Source organism: Streptomyces sp. NPDC057900, assembly GCF_042887885.1.
Classification (GTDB): Bacteria; Actinomycetota; Actinomycetes; order Streptomycetales; family Streptomycetaceae; genus Streptomyces.
Genome location: NZ_JBHVOI010000006.1, coordinates 229,257 through 243,275, shown reverse-complemented (window position 1 = coordinate 243,275; position 14,019 = coordinate 229,257). Strand labels below are relative to the sequence as shown.

The window sequence follows — 14,019 nt, the reverse complement described above, 5'->3', positions numbered from 1 at the left end:
GGGATCTCCACTTGGGCACGGCCGCGCACACGGGCGCGGCGGAGGGTGGTGGGGCAGGAAGAGTTGGCCGCGAGGGCACTTCGAAGGACGGGAGCGGGTGGGTCCCGGCGGTTCAGGCGGCCGGTCGCCGGCCGGCCGCGAGGAGCCCTCGGGCCACCGCGCCGACGGCGGCCAGATCGGCCGGGCCCGGTTTGATGCCGACGGCCGCGAGGGCTTCCTCGATACCGTCCGGGGCGCGGCCGGGGCCGGGTACGGAGGCGGCGGGCGCCGGTGCTTCGCGGTCCGGGTCGCGGAGCGGGGCGGGCCGGTGCCGGGGGTCGGGCGCGGCCCGGCGCAGATGCCAGGTGGTGACGGACTGGAGGGCCTCGCCCGCGCGGAGCAGGGTGTGCTCGCTGCGGGGACGGCCTGCCAGTTGGAGGGAGAGCGGCAGTCCGGCGGGGTCGGCGCCCATGGGCAGCGCGAGGGCCGGGAAGCCGGTGGGGTTCCAGACGGCGGTGAGGTTGAGTTCGTCGCCGGGTGCGGTTTCCCGGGCGTAGGGGCGGGCGGGCGCGGGCCAGGTCGGGGTGGCGATCACGTCGGCCCCGGCCGGGCCGTCCAGCCGCTCCAGCAGTGCGGCGGTGAGCCGTTCGCGGGTCCGCTGGGCGCGGAGGTAGAGGTGCGCGGGGATCAGTCCGCCCGCCGCGGCCAGCCGGCGGAAGCCCCGCCCGTGTCCGTCCCAGTCGGCGGCGAGCCGTTCGCCGTGTTCGGAGAAGGCCTCCGCGAGCATGGTGACGGCGTTGACCGCGAGCAGCTCCCCGAACTCCGGGAGTTCGAACTCCCTTGTCTCGCAGCCGAGTTCCCGCAGGTTCCGCAGCGCGTCCAGGAAGGCGGCGCGGCACGGTCCGGTGACGCCCGGCGTGTCGAGGAGCCCGTACGGGACGCCGACGCGCAGTCCCCGGATGTCCGGGGGGCCGGGTGCGCGGGTCGGCTGCCCGGTCAGCGCGTCGAGGAGGAGCCCGCAGTCGGCGGCACTGACGGCCATCGGTCCCAGGACGTCCTGGGAGGGGCTGAGCGGCAGGCAGCCGTCGGTGGGCAGCAGGCCGAAGGTGGTCTTCAGGCCGGTGGTGCCGCACAGGGCGGCGGGCAGCCGGACGCTGCCGGAGGTGTCGCTGCCGAGGGCCCCGAGGAAGAGCCCGGAGGCGATGCCCGCGCCGTTGCCGGTGCTCGATCCGCCGGTCCACCGCTCCGGGTCCCAGGGGTTGCGGGGCACCGGGAAGGGGTGGGCGGGGTCGGGCCGGCCCATGGCGTACTCGGCCATGGTGGTCTTGCCGAGGACGACGGCCCCGGCGCGGCGCAGCCGGGCGACGGCGGGCGCGTCGAGCCCGCGCCACCAGTGCGGGTCATGGACGGGGCTCTGCGCGGTGGCCGGGCCTTCGACGGTGGCGAGGTTGTCCTTCACGGCGAGCGGCAGCCCCTGCAGCGGGCCGCGTTCGGCGGCCGGGCGGGAGTCGGCGGCGCGGGCCGCGGCGAGTGCCTGTTCCGGGAAGCGGGTCACGTACACGCCGAGCAGCGGATCGAGCGTGTCGGCGTCGGCGAGTGCGGCGGCGACGAGCTCACGGCTGCCGACGGCGCCCGACCGGAGGGCGGCGGCGGCCTCGGTGAGGGTGGCGAAAGGCTGCTGCACGGGGCGCCTCCGGGCGGGAAATTGGCTGGATCTGATGAGGTAGGGCGATGCTAATCTCCGATCACGATGTGACATCGAATTGCTTATCTCTGTCATGAATCACGATCCAATGCAGTTTTTTCCCACAACGCTTCCCGATGCGGATCTCAGATGACTGAAAACCTGCCCCCGCTCAGCGAGCTCGATCTGGCCCTGGTCAACGCGCTGCAGATCAGCCCGCGGGCGCCCTGGACGGAGTTGGCGAAGGCGCTGGACATCGACGCCGCGACCGTCGCCCGGCGCTGGGAGCGGCTGCGGACGGCGGGCCACGCCTGGGTGACCGCGTACCCCTTCGGCGGCTCCGGAGCCGGTGCGCTGATCGAGATCGACTGCGCGCCGGGGCAGGCGGGCGCGGTGGCCGAGCAGCTCTCCGCGGACCCGCACGCGGTGACCGTGGAGCACGCGGCCGGCGGCCGCGACCTGCTGATCACGGCCATGGCCACCGGCTTCGGCGCGCTCTCGCGCTACATCGTGGACCGGCTCGGCACGATCCCCGGGATCACGGCGACCCGGGCCCATCTGGTCACCCGCAGCTACACGGAGGGGAGCGTCTGGCGGCTGACGAGCCTGAACCGCTCCCAGCAGGAGGCGCTGGCCGCGTCCCGGCGCTCGGCGCTGGGCGGCTCCCAGCAGTCTCCCGAGTACGCGGAACTGGTCACGGCGATCGGCGAGAACGGGCGGATGTCGCTGAGCGAACTCGCCGAGACCCTGGGCGTCTCGGTGAACACCGCGAGCCGGCGGCTGAACCGGCTGCTGGAGTCCGGCCGGCTGGTGCTGCGCTGCGACCTGGCCCGTTCACTGTCCGGCTCGCCGGTCGCCGTGACCTTCTTCGGCACTGTCTCGCCCGAGCATCTGGAGTCCACGGCAAGGGAGTTGGCGAGGCTTCCGGAGATCCGGCAGTGCCTCGGCCTGGCCGGTCCGCAGAATCTGATCGCGACCGTCTGGGTCTCCTCGCTGGTGGACGCCCAGGATCTGGAGGTGCGTCTGGCCGCGGCCCTCCCCCATCTGCGGATCGCCGACCGGGCGGTAGCGCTGCGCGCGGTCAAGCTGATGGGCAGGCTGCTGGATCCGGACGGCCGTGCGATCGGCTTCGTCCCGATGAACCTGTGGGCATAAGTGGGCGCCCACGGGCGTAAGAATGGCAGTGAAAGCCATTTACTAGGAGATCCTCATGACGCTCTACGACATTCCCCTCCACACCCTGACCGGCGAGCCGACCACCCTGGGCGCCTACCGGGGCCAGGCCGTCCTGCTGGTGAACGTCGCCTCCAAGTGCGGGCTGACCCCGCAGTACGCCGGTCTGGAGCGGCTCCAGAAGACTTACGGGGACCGGGGGTTCACCGTGCTCGGCGTGCCGTGCAACCAGTTCGCCGGCCAGGAGCCCGGGAGCTCGGAGGAGATCCAGGCGTTCTGCTCGGCGACGTACGGGGTGAGCTTCCCGCTGCTGGCCAAGACGGACGTCAACGGCGCGGGCCGGCACCCGCTCTACGTGGAGCTGACGAAGCTCGCGGACGCCGACGGCGAAGCCGGTGACGTGAAGTGGAACTTCGAGAAGTTCCTGCTCTCCCCCGCGGGCGAGCCGGTCGCGCGGCTCCGTCCCGCCACCGAGCCGGAGGCGCCGGAGCTCGTCGCGGCCATCGAGGCCCAGCTTCCCGCCTGAAGCGATGCCGCCGGGTGGCCCGCGGCCGGACCGCCGCCCGTCACCCGGTGGCGCGGGGGCCCGCCGCTCAGGCGTAGCTGAGCAGGAGTGAGCCCTTGGGGTAGGTGACGCCGGCGTTCACATTCGCCACCTGGATGCTCACGGGCGTGCCCTCCTTGATGTTGCCGCCCTTCCAGGGGCTGCAGTAGGGGGAGTTGTGACCTCGGGTGCTCACGACCCGGTCCCAGGTCCCGTCGCGGCCGATGTCGAGCTTCACCTCGATGCTCCAGCCGTCCGCGCCCGTGTCGCAGGCGCGGATCGAGTCGCCGGGGATACCGCCGTAGGGGTCGGGGTTCCATTCCCCGTACCCGCCGAAGGTCGCCTCGATCGGCTTCGGCACGGCCGCGGCCGTGCCCTGGGCGGCGACGACGAGGCCGAACGCCGCCACGGCGGCGGCCACGATCCGCCTCCCGGTGAACTTCAGCATGGCGCGTTCCCCTCCATCGGCCGGTCACGATTTTCACGGGGAATCTACAGTGCGTGGCAGGTGCACACCATTCACCCACGGCACAGGACCGGCCCCCGTCCCCTGCCGGTGCGGCGGGAGACGGGGGCCGGGGCGTGCGTGCGGCCTGGGCCGGGTGTCAGCGGATGGGCATCCCGGACAGCGTGCGGGCGATCACCAGGCGCTGGATCTCACTGGTGCCCTCGAAGATGGTGTAGATCGCGGCGTCCCGGTGCATCCGCTCCACCGGGTACTCACGGGTGAAGCCGTTGCCACCGAGGATCTGGACCGCCTGCGCGGTGACCTCCTTGGCGGTCTCGCTCGCGTACAGCTTGGACATGGAGCCCTCGGCCGACTCGAACGGCTTTCCGGCGGCCGCCATCCAGGACGCGCGCCAGACCAGCAGCCGGGCCGCGTCGACCCGGGTGCGCATGTCGGCGAGCTGAAAGGCGATGCCCTGGTTGTCGATGATCGGGCGGCCGAACTGGGTCCGGGTCTTGGCGTAGTCGAGCGCGACCTCGTACGCGGCACGGGCGGTGCCGACCGCCATCGCACCGACGGCCGGGCGGGACGCTTCGAACGTGGCCATAGCGGCGTTCTTCACCCGCTCGCCACCGCCGGAGGCGGCGCGCTCGCGGGCCCGCGCGAGGCGCTGGTCGAGCTTCTCCTTGCCGCCGAGCAGGCAGTGGCCCGGGACGCGCACGTCCTCCAGGACGACCTCCGCGGTGTGCGAGGCGCGGATGCCGTGCTTCTTGAACTTCTGCCCCTGGGAGAGCCCGGGGGTGTCCGGCGGCACGATGAAGGAGGCGTGCCCCTTGGAGCCGAGCTCGGAGTCGACGACCGCGACCACGACGTGGACGTTGGCGATGCCGCCGTTGGTCGCCCAGGTCTTGGTGCCGTTGAGCACCCACTCGTCCTTGGCCTGGTCGTACACCGCGCGGGTGCGCATCGAGGCGACGTCGGAGCCGGCGTCGGGCTCGGAGGAGCAGAAGGCGGCGACCTTCACATCGTTCGCGTCGCCGTACATCTGCGGGATCCAGGTGCCTATCTGCTCCTCCGTGCCGTTGGCGAGGACGCCGACGGCCGCCAGGCCCGTACCGACGATCGACAGGGCGATGCCCGCGTCGCCCCAGAACAGCTCCTCCATCGCCATCGGGATGCCGAGGCCCGTCGGGTCGAAGAACTGCTGGGCGTAGAAGTCCAGGGAGTAGATGCCGACCTTGGCCGCCTCCTGAATGACGGGCCAGGGCGTTTCCTCACGCTCGTCCCACTCCGAAGCGGCCGGACGGATCACATCCGCGGCGAATCCGTGCAGCCAGTCACGGACCTGCTTCTGGTCGTCGTTGAGTTCGAGCGTGAACTCGGCCATTTTCCCCTCCACGTACTGCTGTCAAAGTACTGCCGTCGAAACCGTTCGTTACTTGCGGTAACAACAGTCTGTTACCGGCAAGTAGCCTCTGTCAACCGGTCAACCGCAGATCCGCGCCCCGCTGATCAGGGTGTTACGTTGCGCAGGCAGGACGGACAGGCACAGCCAGGGGTGGGAGAAACAGCATGGAGACCACACGACAGGCGGAGCGGCAACGGTCCGCGGCAGAACGCCGCCGCCGGGAGCTGCTCGAAGCCGCCGACCGCGTGGTGCTCAGGGACGGCCCGGGGGCCTCGATGAACGCCATCGCGGCGGAGGCCGGGATCACCAAGCCCATCCTCTACCGGCACTTCGGTGACAAGGGCGGTCTCTACCGCGCCCTCGCGAAGCGGCACACCGACGCGCTCCTCGGCGCACTGCGGGCGGCGCTCGACGCCCCCGCCGACCGCCGCGCCCGGGTCGAGGCGACGCTCGACACCTATCTCGCCGCGATCGAGGCCCGTCCGCAGGTCTACCGGTTCCTGATGCACCCCTCCGACGACGCGGCGCCCGCCTCCGAGCAGGGCTTCGACGTGGGGCGCCACTCCGCCCCGCTGCTGCGCCGCCTCGGCGAGGAGCTCGCCACGGTCATCGCGGAGCGGGTGGACCTCGGGGCCGACAGCCAGGTCATGGCCCGGATCTGGGGTCACGGGATCGTCGGCATGATGCACGCGGCGGGCGACTGGTGGCTGGGCGAACGCCCCTGCTCACGGGCCCAGCTGGTGAGCAGCCTGGCCGATCTTCTGTGGGGCAGGCTGTCCGCGGCGGGCGACCGCCCCGGCGGCCCCGGGTTCTGAAGCCGCGCACACCGCTCGCCGGTCAGCCGGGCCGCCCCCAGGGCGCCCGGCGGGCCGCGCGCAGCGCCCGCGCCCGCCGCAGCCCGGTCAGCCGGTCGGTGTAGACGGCGCCGTCCAGGTGGTCGCACTCGTGCTGGAGGCAGCGCGCGAAGAAGCCGGTGCCGCTGACCCGCACCGGCTCGCCCTCGACCGTGACCCCTTCGACCACCGCGTGGTCGAAGCGGGGCGTGCCGGCCTCGATGCCCGGCAGCGAGAGGCAGCCCTCCGGGCCCCGCACCGTGATGCCGTCGGCCTCGACGAGGGTGGGGTTGACGAGGTGCCCCAGGTGCCGGACGTCCTCGTCGTCGGGGCAGTCGTACACGAACACCCGTAGCGCCACGCCGACCTGGTTGGCCGCGAGCCCGACGCCGTTCGCCGCGTACATCGTGGCGTACATGTCCTCGACCAGCCGGGCGAGCGAGGGCCCGAAGTCGGTGACGGGTTCGCAGGCGCCGTGCAGCACGGGGTCACCGAGCAGGCTCATGGCCCGGACGCGTCCGGAACTGCCGGGGATCGGGCGGTTTCGCATGGCCGCCATCGTACGGTCCGGGGCAGCGCCGGACGGACGGCCATCATCCGGCCCGGAGGCGACCGCGCCCGCACACCCCTGGGCGAAATAAAGAGATTTCTTCCATATGCGGCAATCCGCCCACTCCGTCGGTCTCGAATCCCTCATAGAGCCACCGAGCTGGAGCCATCGGGACAGAACCACGTGCGCCCTCGGTGACGCCATTCGCCGCCCAGGGAGACCCCATGACAGGAAAGCGAGTCGCCACACTGCCCCCGGACCCCGGTATGGCCGCTGCCGTACCGCGCAACGCCGAAGCGGCGTTCCGGGACGTTCTCGCGGATGTCATGCGCCTCGACCGGGTGACGGCGGACAGCCACTTCTTCGACGATCTGGGCGCCGACTCCCTGGTGATGGCCCACTTCTGCGCCCGGGTGAGAAAGCGCGCGGATCTGCCGCCGGTCTCGATGCGGGATGTCTACGCGCACCCCACGGCCGGTGAACTGGCAACCGCGCTGGCGGCCACCGCACCCGCCTCCCCGGCCGAGCACGCCGAGCACGCCGCGGGAGCTCCTTCCGCTTCGCCGGCTGCGGCCCCGACCGGCCGGGCCGGGTATCTCCTGTGCGGGGCGCTCCAACTCGTGGCCTTCGTCGTCTACTCGTGCGTCATCGCGTTCATCACCGTCCGGGGCTACGAGTGGATATCCGCCGGGTCCGGCCTGCTCTCCGGGTACCTCCGCTCGGTCGCGTTCGGCGCCGGGGCCCTGCTGGGGCTCTCGGTGCTGCCGATCGCCGCGAAATGGGTTCTCGTCGGGCGCTGGAGGCCCCGGGAGATCCGCATCTGGAGCCTGGCGTACGTCCGGTTCTGGATCGTCAGAACGCTCGTCCGCGCCGACCCGCTGGTGCTGTTCGCCGGATCGCCGCTGTACACGCTCTACCTCAGGGCGCTGGGCGCGAAGATCGGGAAGGGTGTGGTGATCTTCTCCCGCAACGTGCCCCTCTGCACCGACCTGCTCACCGTCGGGGACTCCTCCGTCATCCGCAAGGACTCGTTCCTCTCCTGCTACCGGGCCCATGACGGTCTGATCCAGACCGGCACCGTGACCCTCGGCAGGGACGTCGTCGTCGCCGAGGCCTCGGTGCTCGACATCGGGACGTCCATGGGCGACGGAGCCCGCCTGGCCCACGCCTCCGCCCTGCACCGCGGCCAGCGCGTACCCGCCGGTGAGCACTGGCACGGTTCACCCGCGCAGCGCGCCGGGGCGGAGTACCAGGTGGTGGGACCGGCACCCTGCGGCACCCTGCGCAGGGCGGTCCACAGCGGCACCCAGCTGCTGAGCGCGCTCCTGGTGTACCTGCCGCTGGCCGTCGGCGGTATCGGGATGCTGCTCGCCGGTGCCCCGCAGCTCTCGGCGGTACTGGATCCGGGGCCCACGGTGCTCACCACCTGGGCCTTCTACCGGGACACCCTGGCGGCCTCGTTCGTCCTGCTCTTCGTGATCGTGCCGCTCGCCTTCCTGCTGCTCGCCACCGTTCCCCGGCTGCTGAGCCGCACCATAGAGCCGGACAAGGTCTATCCGCTCTACGGCTTCCACTACGGGGTGCACCGCGCGATCACGCTGCTGACCAACCGGCGCTTCCTGACCCGCCTGTTCGGCGACAGCTCCGGCATCGTCCCCTACCTCCGGCTCCTCGGGTACGACCTCTCGCGCGTCGAGCAGACGGGGTCGAACTTCGGTACCGAGGTCAAGCACGAGACGCCGTACCTGAGCACGGTCGGGACGGGGACGATGGTGGCCGACGGGCTGTCGGTCAACAACGCCGAATACTCCAGCACTTCGTTCCGCGTCTCCCGGACGGCCGTCGGGGCACACAGCTTCCTGGGCAACAGGATCGCCTACCCGGCGCGGAGCACGGCCGGGGACAACTGCCTGCTGGCGACCAAGGTCATGGTCCCGGTCGACGGCAGGATCCGTGAGGGCGTCGGTCTGCTCGGCTCGCCCTGCTTCGAGATCCCCCGGTCGGTCCGGCGCGACAGCGGCTTCGACCGTATGAAGAGCGGCGAGACGCCGCACGGCGGCCTGGCGGCCAAGAACAGGCACAACGCCGCCTCGATGGGGCTGTACCTGATGGCGCGGTGGTGCTACGCCTTCGTGGTCACCCTGGTGATGTCGGGGGCGGCGGAGCTGTACACCTCGGTGGGCGCCGCGGCGGTCGCACTGGGCAATGTGCTCCTCGTCGTGGTGAGCGCCGGGTACTTCGTCCTGGTCGAACGCCTCGTCACGGCGTTCCACCCGCCGGGCCCGCTGTTCTGCTCGATCTACGACCGCCGCTTCTGGCGGCGCGAACGCTTCTGGAAGGTGCCCTCCGAGACGTACCTGCGGGTCTTCGACGGGACACCGTTCAAGACTCTGGTCTGGCGGTCGCTGGGGGTCCGGATCGGGCGCGAGGTCTTCGACGACGGCTGCTATCTGACGGAACGCACGATGGTCACGATCGGGGACCGCTGCACGCTCAACGCCGGCAGCGTCGTCCAGTGCCACTCGCAGGAGGACGGCGCCTTCAAATCCGCCCCCACCACGCTCGGATCGCACTGCACCCTCGGCGTCGGGGCCTTCGTGCACTACGGCGTGACGATCGACGACGGGGCCGCTCTCGCCGCGGACTCCTTCCTGATGAAGGGCGAGTCGGTCCCGCGCGACGCGCTGTGGGGCGGCAACCCCGCACGACAGATACGAGCGGACGGCGCCCGGAGCGAGGAGGCTTCACGATGAACACGCCCGCACGGACCGGAGCCGAGTACTGGCGCGATGTGCTGGCCGCCGGCGGGTCCACCGCCGTACCGAGGTGGACACGCCGTCCGACGCCGGGCACCGCGACGGTCGAGACGGCCGTCCCCGCCGCCCTGGCCGAGGAGTTGAACGTGCTGGCGCGCTCGATGGGCGTCTCGCCCACCGCGCCGCTGCTGGCCGGCCACGCCCGGGTCCTCGCCGCGCTGTCCGGCGAACCCGCTGTCACCACGGGATACGTCCCCGCCGTGGACGCCGGGCCGTTGCTCTGCCGGCTGACGACCGGTGCCGCCTCGTGGCGGGCCCTCGTGCTGCACGCGGACCGCGTCGAGGCGGAACTGCTGGCCCACCGGGGATACCCGGTGGAGGCTCTGCGGCAGCGGCTGCGCCTTCCCGCCACCGCGCCGGAGGCGGTGTTCGACGCGACCGGCGCGGCCGAACCCGTACCGGGCGCCGTCATCGACGTCGGGTTCTCCCGCCGCGACGGCCGCGACGTGCTGCGGCTGCGCTACCGGACCGACGCGCTCGACGCGGAGGCCGCGACCAGGATCGCCGGGTATCACCTCAACGCGCTTCGGCTGATGGCCGCCGGTCCCGACGCGGCGCACGGACGGCAGAGCCTGCTGTCACCCGGCGAACTCCGTCTGCAGCTCGACGGACTCGCCGGGCCGCGCCGCGAGCTGCCCGGCCTCCGCTCCCACCAGCTCTTCGAACAGCGTGCACGCGCGCACCCGGACCGCGTCGCGGCGGTCCACGGCGACCGGCGGTGGACGTACCGCGACCTCGACGCCCGCGCCGACCGGCTGGCACACGCACTGCTGGGCGCGGGGCTGAGCAGGCAGGGGGTCGTCGCCCTGGTGACCGAACGGAGCCTGGAATGGGCGGCGGCCGTGCTCGCGATCCTCAAGTCCGGCGGCGTCTATCTCCCCGTCGATCCGCACTTCCCGGCCGGGCGCGTCGCCGCCATGCTCACCCGCGCCGGCTGCGAGCTGGTGCTCACCGAAGCGGGCAGCACCGCGACGCTCGACCGCGCGCTGGACTCCCTGCCGGACGTACGGAAGCTGCTCATCGGCCCGCTCTGCGAACCGCGTCCGCAGGACGCCGGTTCCGGCACGCGCGCGGGCCCCGGCGTCCCGGTCGGCGCCGACGATCTGGCCTACGTCTTCTTCACCTCCGGCTCCACCGGCGAGCCGAAGGGCGCGATGGTGGAGCACGCCGGTCTGCTCAACCATCTTCTCGCGAAGATCGACGATCTGGGCATCGGGGAGACGGACGTGGTCGCCCAGACCGCCCCCCAGTGCTTCGACATCTCGCTGTGGCAGCTGCTCTGCCCCCTGCTCACCGGCGGAACCACCCTCCTGGTCGGCCAGGAGGACGTCCTGGATGTAAGGCGCTTTGTCGACACGCTGGCCGACGGCCGGGCCGGCGTGGTCCAGGTGGTGCCCTCCTACCTGGACGCCGTCCTGGCCTTCCTGGAGCGGCACCCGCGCGAACTGCCGGACCTGCGCCGCGTATCGGTCACCGGGGAGGCACTGAAGAAGGACCTGGTCCGGCGCTGGTTCAGCGCCCGGCCGGGGGTCCCGCTCGTCAACGCCTACGGGCTGACCGAGACATCGGACGACACCAGTCACGCGGTCATGCGCCGGGTGCCGGAAACCGAAGCCGTGCCGATCGGGCGTCCGGTCGGCAACGCCCGCATGTACCTCCTGGACGAGCACAGGTGTCCGGTGCCGCTGGGCGCACCCGGCGCGATCGCCTTCTCCGGGATCTGTGTGGGCCGCGGGTACATCAACGATCCCGAGCGGACCCGGGCCGCCTTCCTGCCGGATCCGTACCGGCGCGGGCAGCGGCTGCACCTGAGCGGGGACTACGGCCGCTGGCTCCCGGACGGGCAGCTGGAGTTCCTCGGCCGCCGCGACAGCCAGGTGAAGATCCGCGGCTTCCGCATCGAGACCGGCGAGATCGAGAACGCCCTGCTGGCGGTCCCGGGCGTCCGTGACGCCGCTGTCGTGGTCACCGGGGAGACGGCGGCCGAAGGGAGGCGCCTGATCGCCTTCTGCAGCGGCGCGCAGCCGTTGCCGGCCGCCTTCGTGAACGACCGCCTCGCCGAGTCCCTGCCCGCGTACATGGTTCCGGCCGCCGTCCACTGGCGGCGGGCCCTGCCGCTGACCGCCAACGGGAAGACCGACCGGACGGAACTGACCCGGCTCGCCGGGGAACTCGGGGCATCCGGCGACCACGGGAGCGCCGCGCTCCCCCGTACCCGTACCGAGCGGCGGCTGGCGGCCGCCTGGGCCCAGGCGCTCGGGGTCCCGCCGGACGGGGTGGGGCTGCGGGACAACTTCTTCGACCGGGGCGGCACCTCGCTCTCCGCGGTAGGCGTCGTGATCTCCCTGGACCGGGAGGTCTCGCTCAAGGACCTCGTGCGCAACCCCGTACTGACCGATCTGGCCGCGCTCGTGGACGAGCGCGCTGCCCGGTGAACCGATCACCACCCCTGAGGAGAGTGACATGTCCTCCATCGAGATCGTCGAGATCATCGAAAACAACGAAAACAACGAGACCGACGAGACCAACGAGATCGTCGAAATCACGGCCTCGTCGTCCCGCGACCCGGCCGGCTGGGCCACCGGGGCGCGCGAGCGCCTCCGCACCGAGCTCCTCACGCACGGCGCGGTCCTGGTCCGCGGGCTGGAGCTGCGCGAGGCGGCGGACGTCGGGACGGTACTGGAGCAGCTGGCCGTCGAACCGGTGACGGAACGGGAGGCCTTCGCGCCCAGGGAGAGCTACGCCCCCGGAGTGCATTCCGCGTCTCCCTGGCCACCGGACCAGCCGATGTGCATGCACCACGAGCTGAGCTACACACTCGGCTTCCCCGCCCTGCTGCTCTTCGCCTGCCTCACCGGTCCCACCAGCGGCGGAGCCGTCGGCCTCGCCGACGCGGCGGCCGTGCTCGACGCCCTGCCCCGCGACCTCGTCGAACGGTTCGAGCGGGAGGGCTGGCTGCTGGACCGCAGCTACAACGACGAGATCGGGGCCACCGTCCCCCAGGCGTTCGGCACCGCGGACCGCGATGCCGTGGAGAGCTACTGCCGCGCGCACGCGATCACCTGGGAGTGGCAGCCCGACGGAGGACTGCGGACCACGCAGCACCGCGCGGCGGTGGTGCGCCATCCGGTCGGCGGACGGCGCTGCTGGTTCAACCAGATCGCGTTCCTGAACGAATGGACGCTCGCTCCCGAGGTACGGGAGTACCTGATCGACGAGTACGGGCCCGCCGGACTGCCGTTCAACACCCGCTACGGCGACGGTGAACCCCTGGAGGAGGAGGTCGTCCGGCTCATCGGTTCGGTCTACGCCGACCACACCGTGCGCCTGCCGTGGCAGACCGGTGATCTGCTGCTCGTCGACAACATCCGTACCGCGCACAGCAGGGAGGCCTACGAGGGACCGCGCGACGTGGTCGTCGCGATGGCGTCGCCCACCCGGCTGGACACCTGCTCGCCGACGGCGGAGGTGGGGCAGCGATGAACACCGTCCAGGACCGCACAGCCGGGTACACCGCACCCGGTGACATCTCCGTCCCGTCGTTCGCGGTGATCCCCGGCGGTCAGGTCCGGCGTGCCCTGGAGGGGCGCGAGAAGGACATCGTGGAAGTGGTCGAGGCGGCCTACCGCCTGCACGGCTCCGGCCGGACGGTGAACCCGCCCTCCTCGTTCCTGCGCTTCCCGGACCGCCCGACCGCCCGGATGATCGCGCTGCCCGCCTCGCTCGGCGGTGCTTCGCGGGTGGACGGGCTGAAGTGGATCGCCAGCTTCCCGGCGAACGTGACGTCGGACGTACCACGGGCCTCCGCCGTGCTGATCCTCAACGATCCGGACACCGGATACCCGTTCGCCTGCCTGGAGAGCTCGATCATCAGCGCGACGAGAACGGCCGCCTCCGCTGCGTCGGCGGCGGACCGGCTCAGCCGGGGACGGCCCCGCCCGACCCGCGTCGGGTTCTTCGGGACCGGCCTGATCGCCCGGTACATCCACACCTTCCTGGAAGGGTCCGGCTGGTCGTTCGACGACATCGGGGTGTACGACGTGTCCGCGGAGAGCGCGGCCGGCTTCCGGGTGTACGTGGAACAGTCGGGCAGCCCGGCGCCCGTCACCGTGCACCGGGAGCCGCAGGAGCTGATCCGTACGAGCGATCTCGTGGTCTTCGCGACCGTGGCCGGGCAGCCGCACGTCAGCGACCCGGCGTGGTTCGGCCACAACCCCGTGGTGCTCCACATCTCGCTGCGGGACCTCGACCCCCGGGTCCTGCTGGCCTCGACCAACATCGTGGACGACATCGAGCACTGCCTCAGGGCCGGCACGTCGCCCCATCTGACCGAACAGCTCACGGGCGGACGGGACTTCGTCAGCGGCACGCTCGACGACGTGATGGCGGGGCGGGTGGACGTGCCGGCGGACCGGCCCGTGGTGTTCTCGCCCTTCGGTCTCGGCGTGCTCGACCTCGCGGTCGGCGCCTACGTCTACGACGAGGTGGACCGCTCGGGCGAACTGCGTACCGTCGACGACTTCTTCCACGAACGCCGCCGGTACGGGTGAGCGCCACGGCCCGCAGCACGGACAAGGCACACCA

At 71.9% G+C, this 14,019-nt stretch carries 11 protein-coding genes; 7 read left to right on the top strand and 4 right to left on the bottom strand.

Annotated elements, in window-relative coordinates; translation table 11 throughout:
- Positions 1-112: 112 nt before the first annotated feature.
- Entirely contained in the window at positions 113-1,663 is a 1,551-nt protein-coding gene (locus ACFVQ0_RS23870) for an amidase (protein ID WP_390091135.1), read from the bottom strand.
- Positions 1,664-1,813: 150 nt separating this feature from the next.
- Here ACFVQ0_RS23870 and ACFVQ0_RS23865 point away from each other — a divergent pair, with 150 nt between their 5' ends.
- The gene (locus tag ACFVQ0_RS23865; RefSeq protein ID WP_390091133.1) at positions 1,814-2,818 is read left to right on the top strand and encodes an Lrp/AsnC family transcriptional regulator; all 1,005 of its coding nucleotides are present in this window, start codon (positions 1,814-1,816) and stop codon (positions 2,816-2,818) included.
- A 55-nt stretch (positions 2,819-2,873) separates the two neighbouring features.
- Positions 2,874-3,362, top strand: a complete 489-nt coding sequence (locus ACFVQ0_RS23860; protein ID WP_311307118.1) for a glutathione peroxidase — start codon at positions 2,874-2,876, stop codon at positions 3,360-3,362.
- A 67-nt stretch (positions 3,363-3,429) separates the two neighbouring features.
- On the opposite strand, the gene ACFVQ0_RS23855 is transcribed toward ACFVQ0_RS23860, so the two are convergent.
- Both ACFVQ0_RS23855 and ACFVQ0_RS23850 read right to left on the bottom strand, forming a co-directional pair.
- Positions 3,430-3,828, bottom strand: coding sequence for a hypothetical protein (locus ACFVQ0_RS23855; protein WP_390091131.1), 399 nt, complete (start codon positions 3,826-3,828; stop codon positions 3,430-3,432).
- Between the two features lie 157 nt (positions 3,829-3,985).
- Positions 3,986-5,215 carry an acyl-CoA dehydrogenase family protein gene (locus tag ACFVQ0_RS23850; RefSeq protein ID WP_390091129.1) on the bottom strand — a complete coding sequence of 410 codons (1,230 nt, stop codon included), beginning with the start codon at positions 5,213-5,215 and terminating at the stop codon, positions 3,986-3,988.
- A gap of 185 nt (positions 5,216-5,400) precedes the next feature.
- Here ACFVQ0_RS23850 and ACFVQ0_RS23845 point away from each other — a divergent pair, with 185 nt between their 5' ends.
- A complete protein-coding gene (locus ACFVQ0_RS23845; RefSeq protein ID WP_390091127.1) occupies positions 5,401-6,051 on the top strand; it encodes a TetR family transcriptional regulator in 651 nt (216 codons plus the stop codon).
- A gap of 22 nt (positions 6,052-6,073) precedes the next feature.
- On the opposite strand, the gene def is transcribed toward ACFVQ0_RS23845, so the two are convergent.
- Positions 6,074-6,628 (bottom strand): peptide deformylase, encoded by a 555-nt coding sequence (def, locus tag ACFVQ0_RS23840; protein ID WP_390091126.1) that lies wholly within the window; start codon positions 6,626-6,628, stop codon positions 6,074-6,076.
- A 215-nt stretch (positions 6,629-6,843) separates the two neighbouring features.
- On the opposite strand from def, the gene ACFVQ0_RS23835 reads away from it, so the two are divergent.
- From ACFVQ0_RS23835 to sbnB, 4 genes are read left to right on the top strand one after another with little or no spacing between them, the layout of a single operon-like run.
- A complete protein-coding gene (locus tag ACFVQ0_RS23835; protein WP_390091124.1) occupies positions 6,844-9,372 on the top strand; it encodes a Pls/PosA family non-ribosomal peptide synthetase in 2,529 nt (842 codons plus the stop codon).
- Complete coding sequence (locus ACFVQ0_RS23830; RefSeq protein ID WP_390091122.1) at positions 9,369-11,870, top strand: amino acid adenylation domain-containing protein; 2,502 nt, start codon at positions 9,369-9,371, stop codon at positions 11,868-11,870. Before ACFVQ0_RS23835 ends, ACFVQ0_RS23830 begins: the two co-directional genes overlap by 4 nt.
- A gap of 28 nt (positions 11,871-11,898) precedes the next feature.
- On the top strand, positions 11,899-12,918 hold the full coding sequence (locus tag ACFVQ0_RS23825; RefSeq protein WP_390091120.1) for a TauD/TfdA family dioxygenase: 1,020 nt from the start codon (positions 11,899-11,901) through the stop codon (positions 12,916-12,918).
- A complete protein-coding gene (gene sbnB / locus ACFVQ0_RS23820) occupies positions 12,915-13,985 on the top strand; it encodes a 2,3-diaminopropionate biosynthesis protein SbnB (protein WP_390091118.1) in 1,071 nt (356 codons plus the stop codon). The genes ACFVQ0_RS23825 and sbnB overlap by 4 nt, the downstream gene beginning before the upstream one ends.
- Positions 13,986-14,019: the final 34 nt, after the last annotated feature.

Bases quoted from the DNA above. Each gene is read 5' to 3' on its own strand.
- ACFVQ0_RS23865 (WP_390091133.1), top strand. From the start codon at position 1,814: ATGACTGAAAACCTGCCCCCGCTCAGCGAGCTCGATCTGGCCCTGGTC.
- ACFVQ0_RS23860 (WP_311307118.1), top strand. From the start codon at position 2,874: ATGACGCTCTACGACATTCCCCTCCACACCCTGACCGGCGAGCCGACC.
- ACFVQ0_RS23855 (WP_390091131.1), bottom strand. From the start codon at position 3,828: ATGCTGAAGTTCACCGGGAGGCGGATCGTGGCCGCCGCCGTGGCGGCG.
- ACFVQ0_RS23850 (WP_390091129.1), bottom strand. From the start codon at position 5,215: ATGGCCGAGTTCACGCTCGAACTCAACGACGACCAGAAGCAGGTCCGT.
- ACFVQ0_RS23845 (WP_390091127.1), top strand. From the start codon at position 5,401: ATGGAGACCACACGACAGGCGGAGCGGCAACGGTCCGCGGCAGAACGC.
- def (WP_390091126.1), bottom strand. From the start codon at position 6,628: ATGGCGGCCATGCGAAACCGCCCGATCCCCGGCAGTTCCGGACGCGTC.
- ACFVQ0_RS23835 (WP_390091124.1), top strand. From the start codon at position 6,844: ATGACAGGAAAGCGAGTCGCCACACTGCCCCCGGACCCCGGTATGGCC.
- ACFVQ0_RS23830 (WP_390091122.1), top strand. From the start codon at position 9,369: ATGAACACGCCCGCACGGACCGGAGCCGAGTACTGGCGCGATGTGCTG.
- ACFVQ0_RS23825 (WP_390091120.1), top strand. From the start codon at position 11,899: ATGTCCTCCATCGAGATCGTCGAGATCATCGAAAACAACGAAAACAAC.
- sbnB (WP_390091118.1), top strand. From the start codon at position 12,915: ATGAACACCGTCCAGGACCGCACAGCCGGGTACACCGCACCCGGTGAC.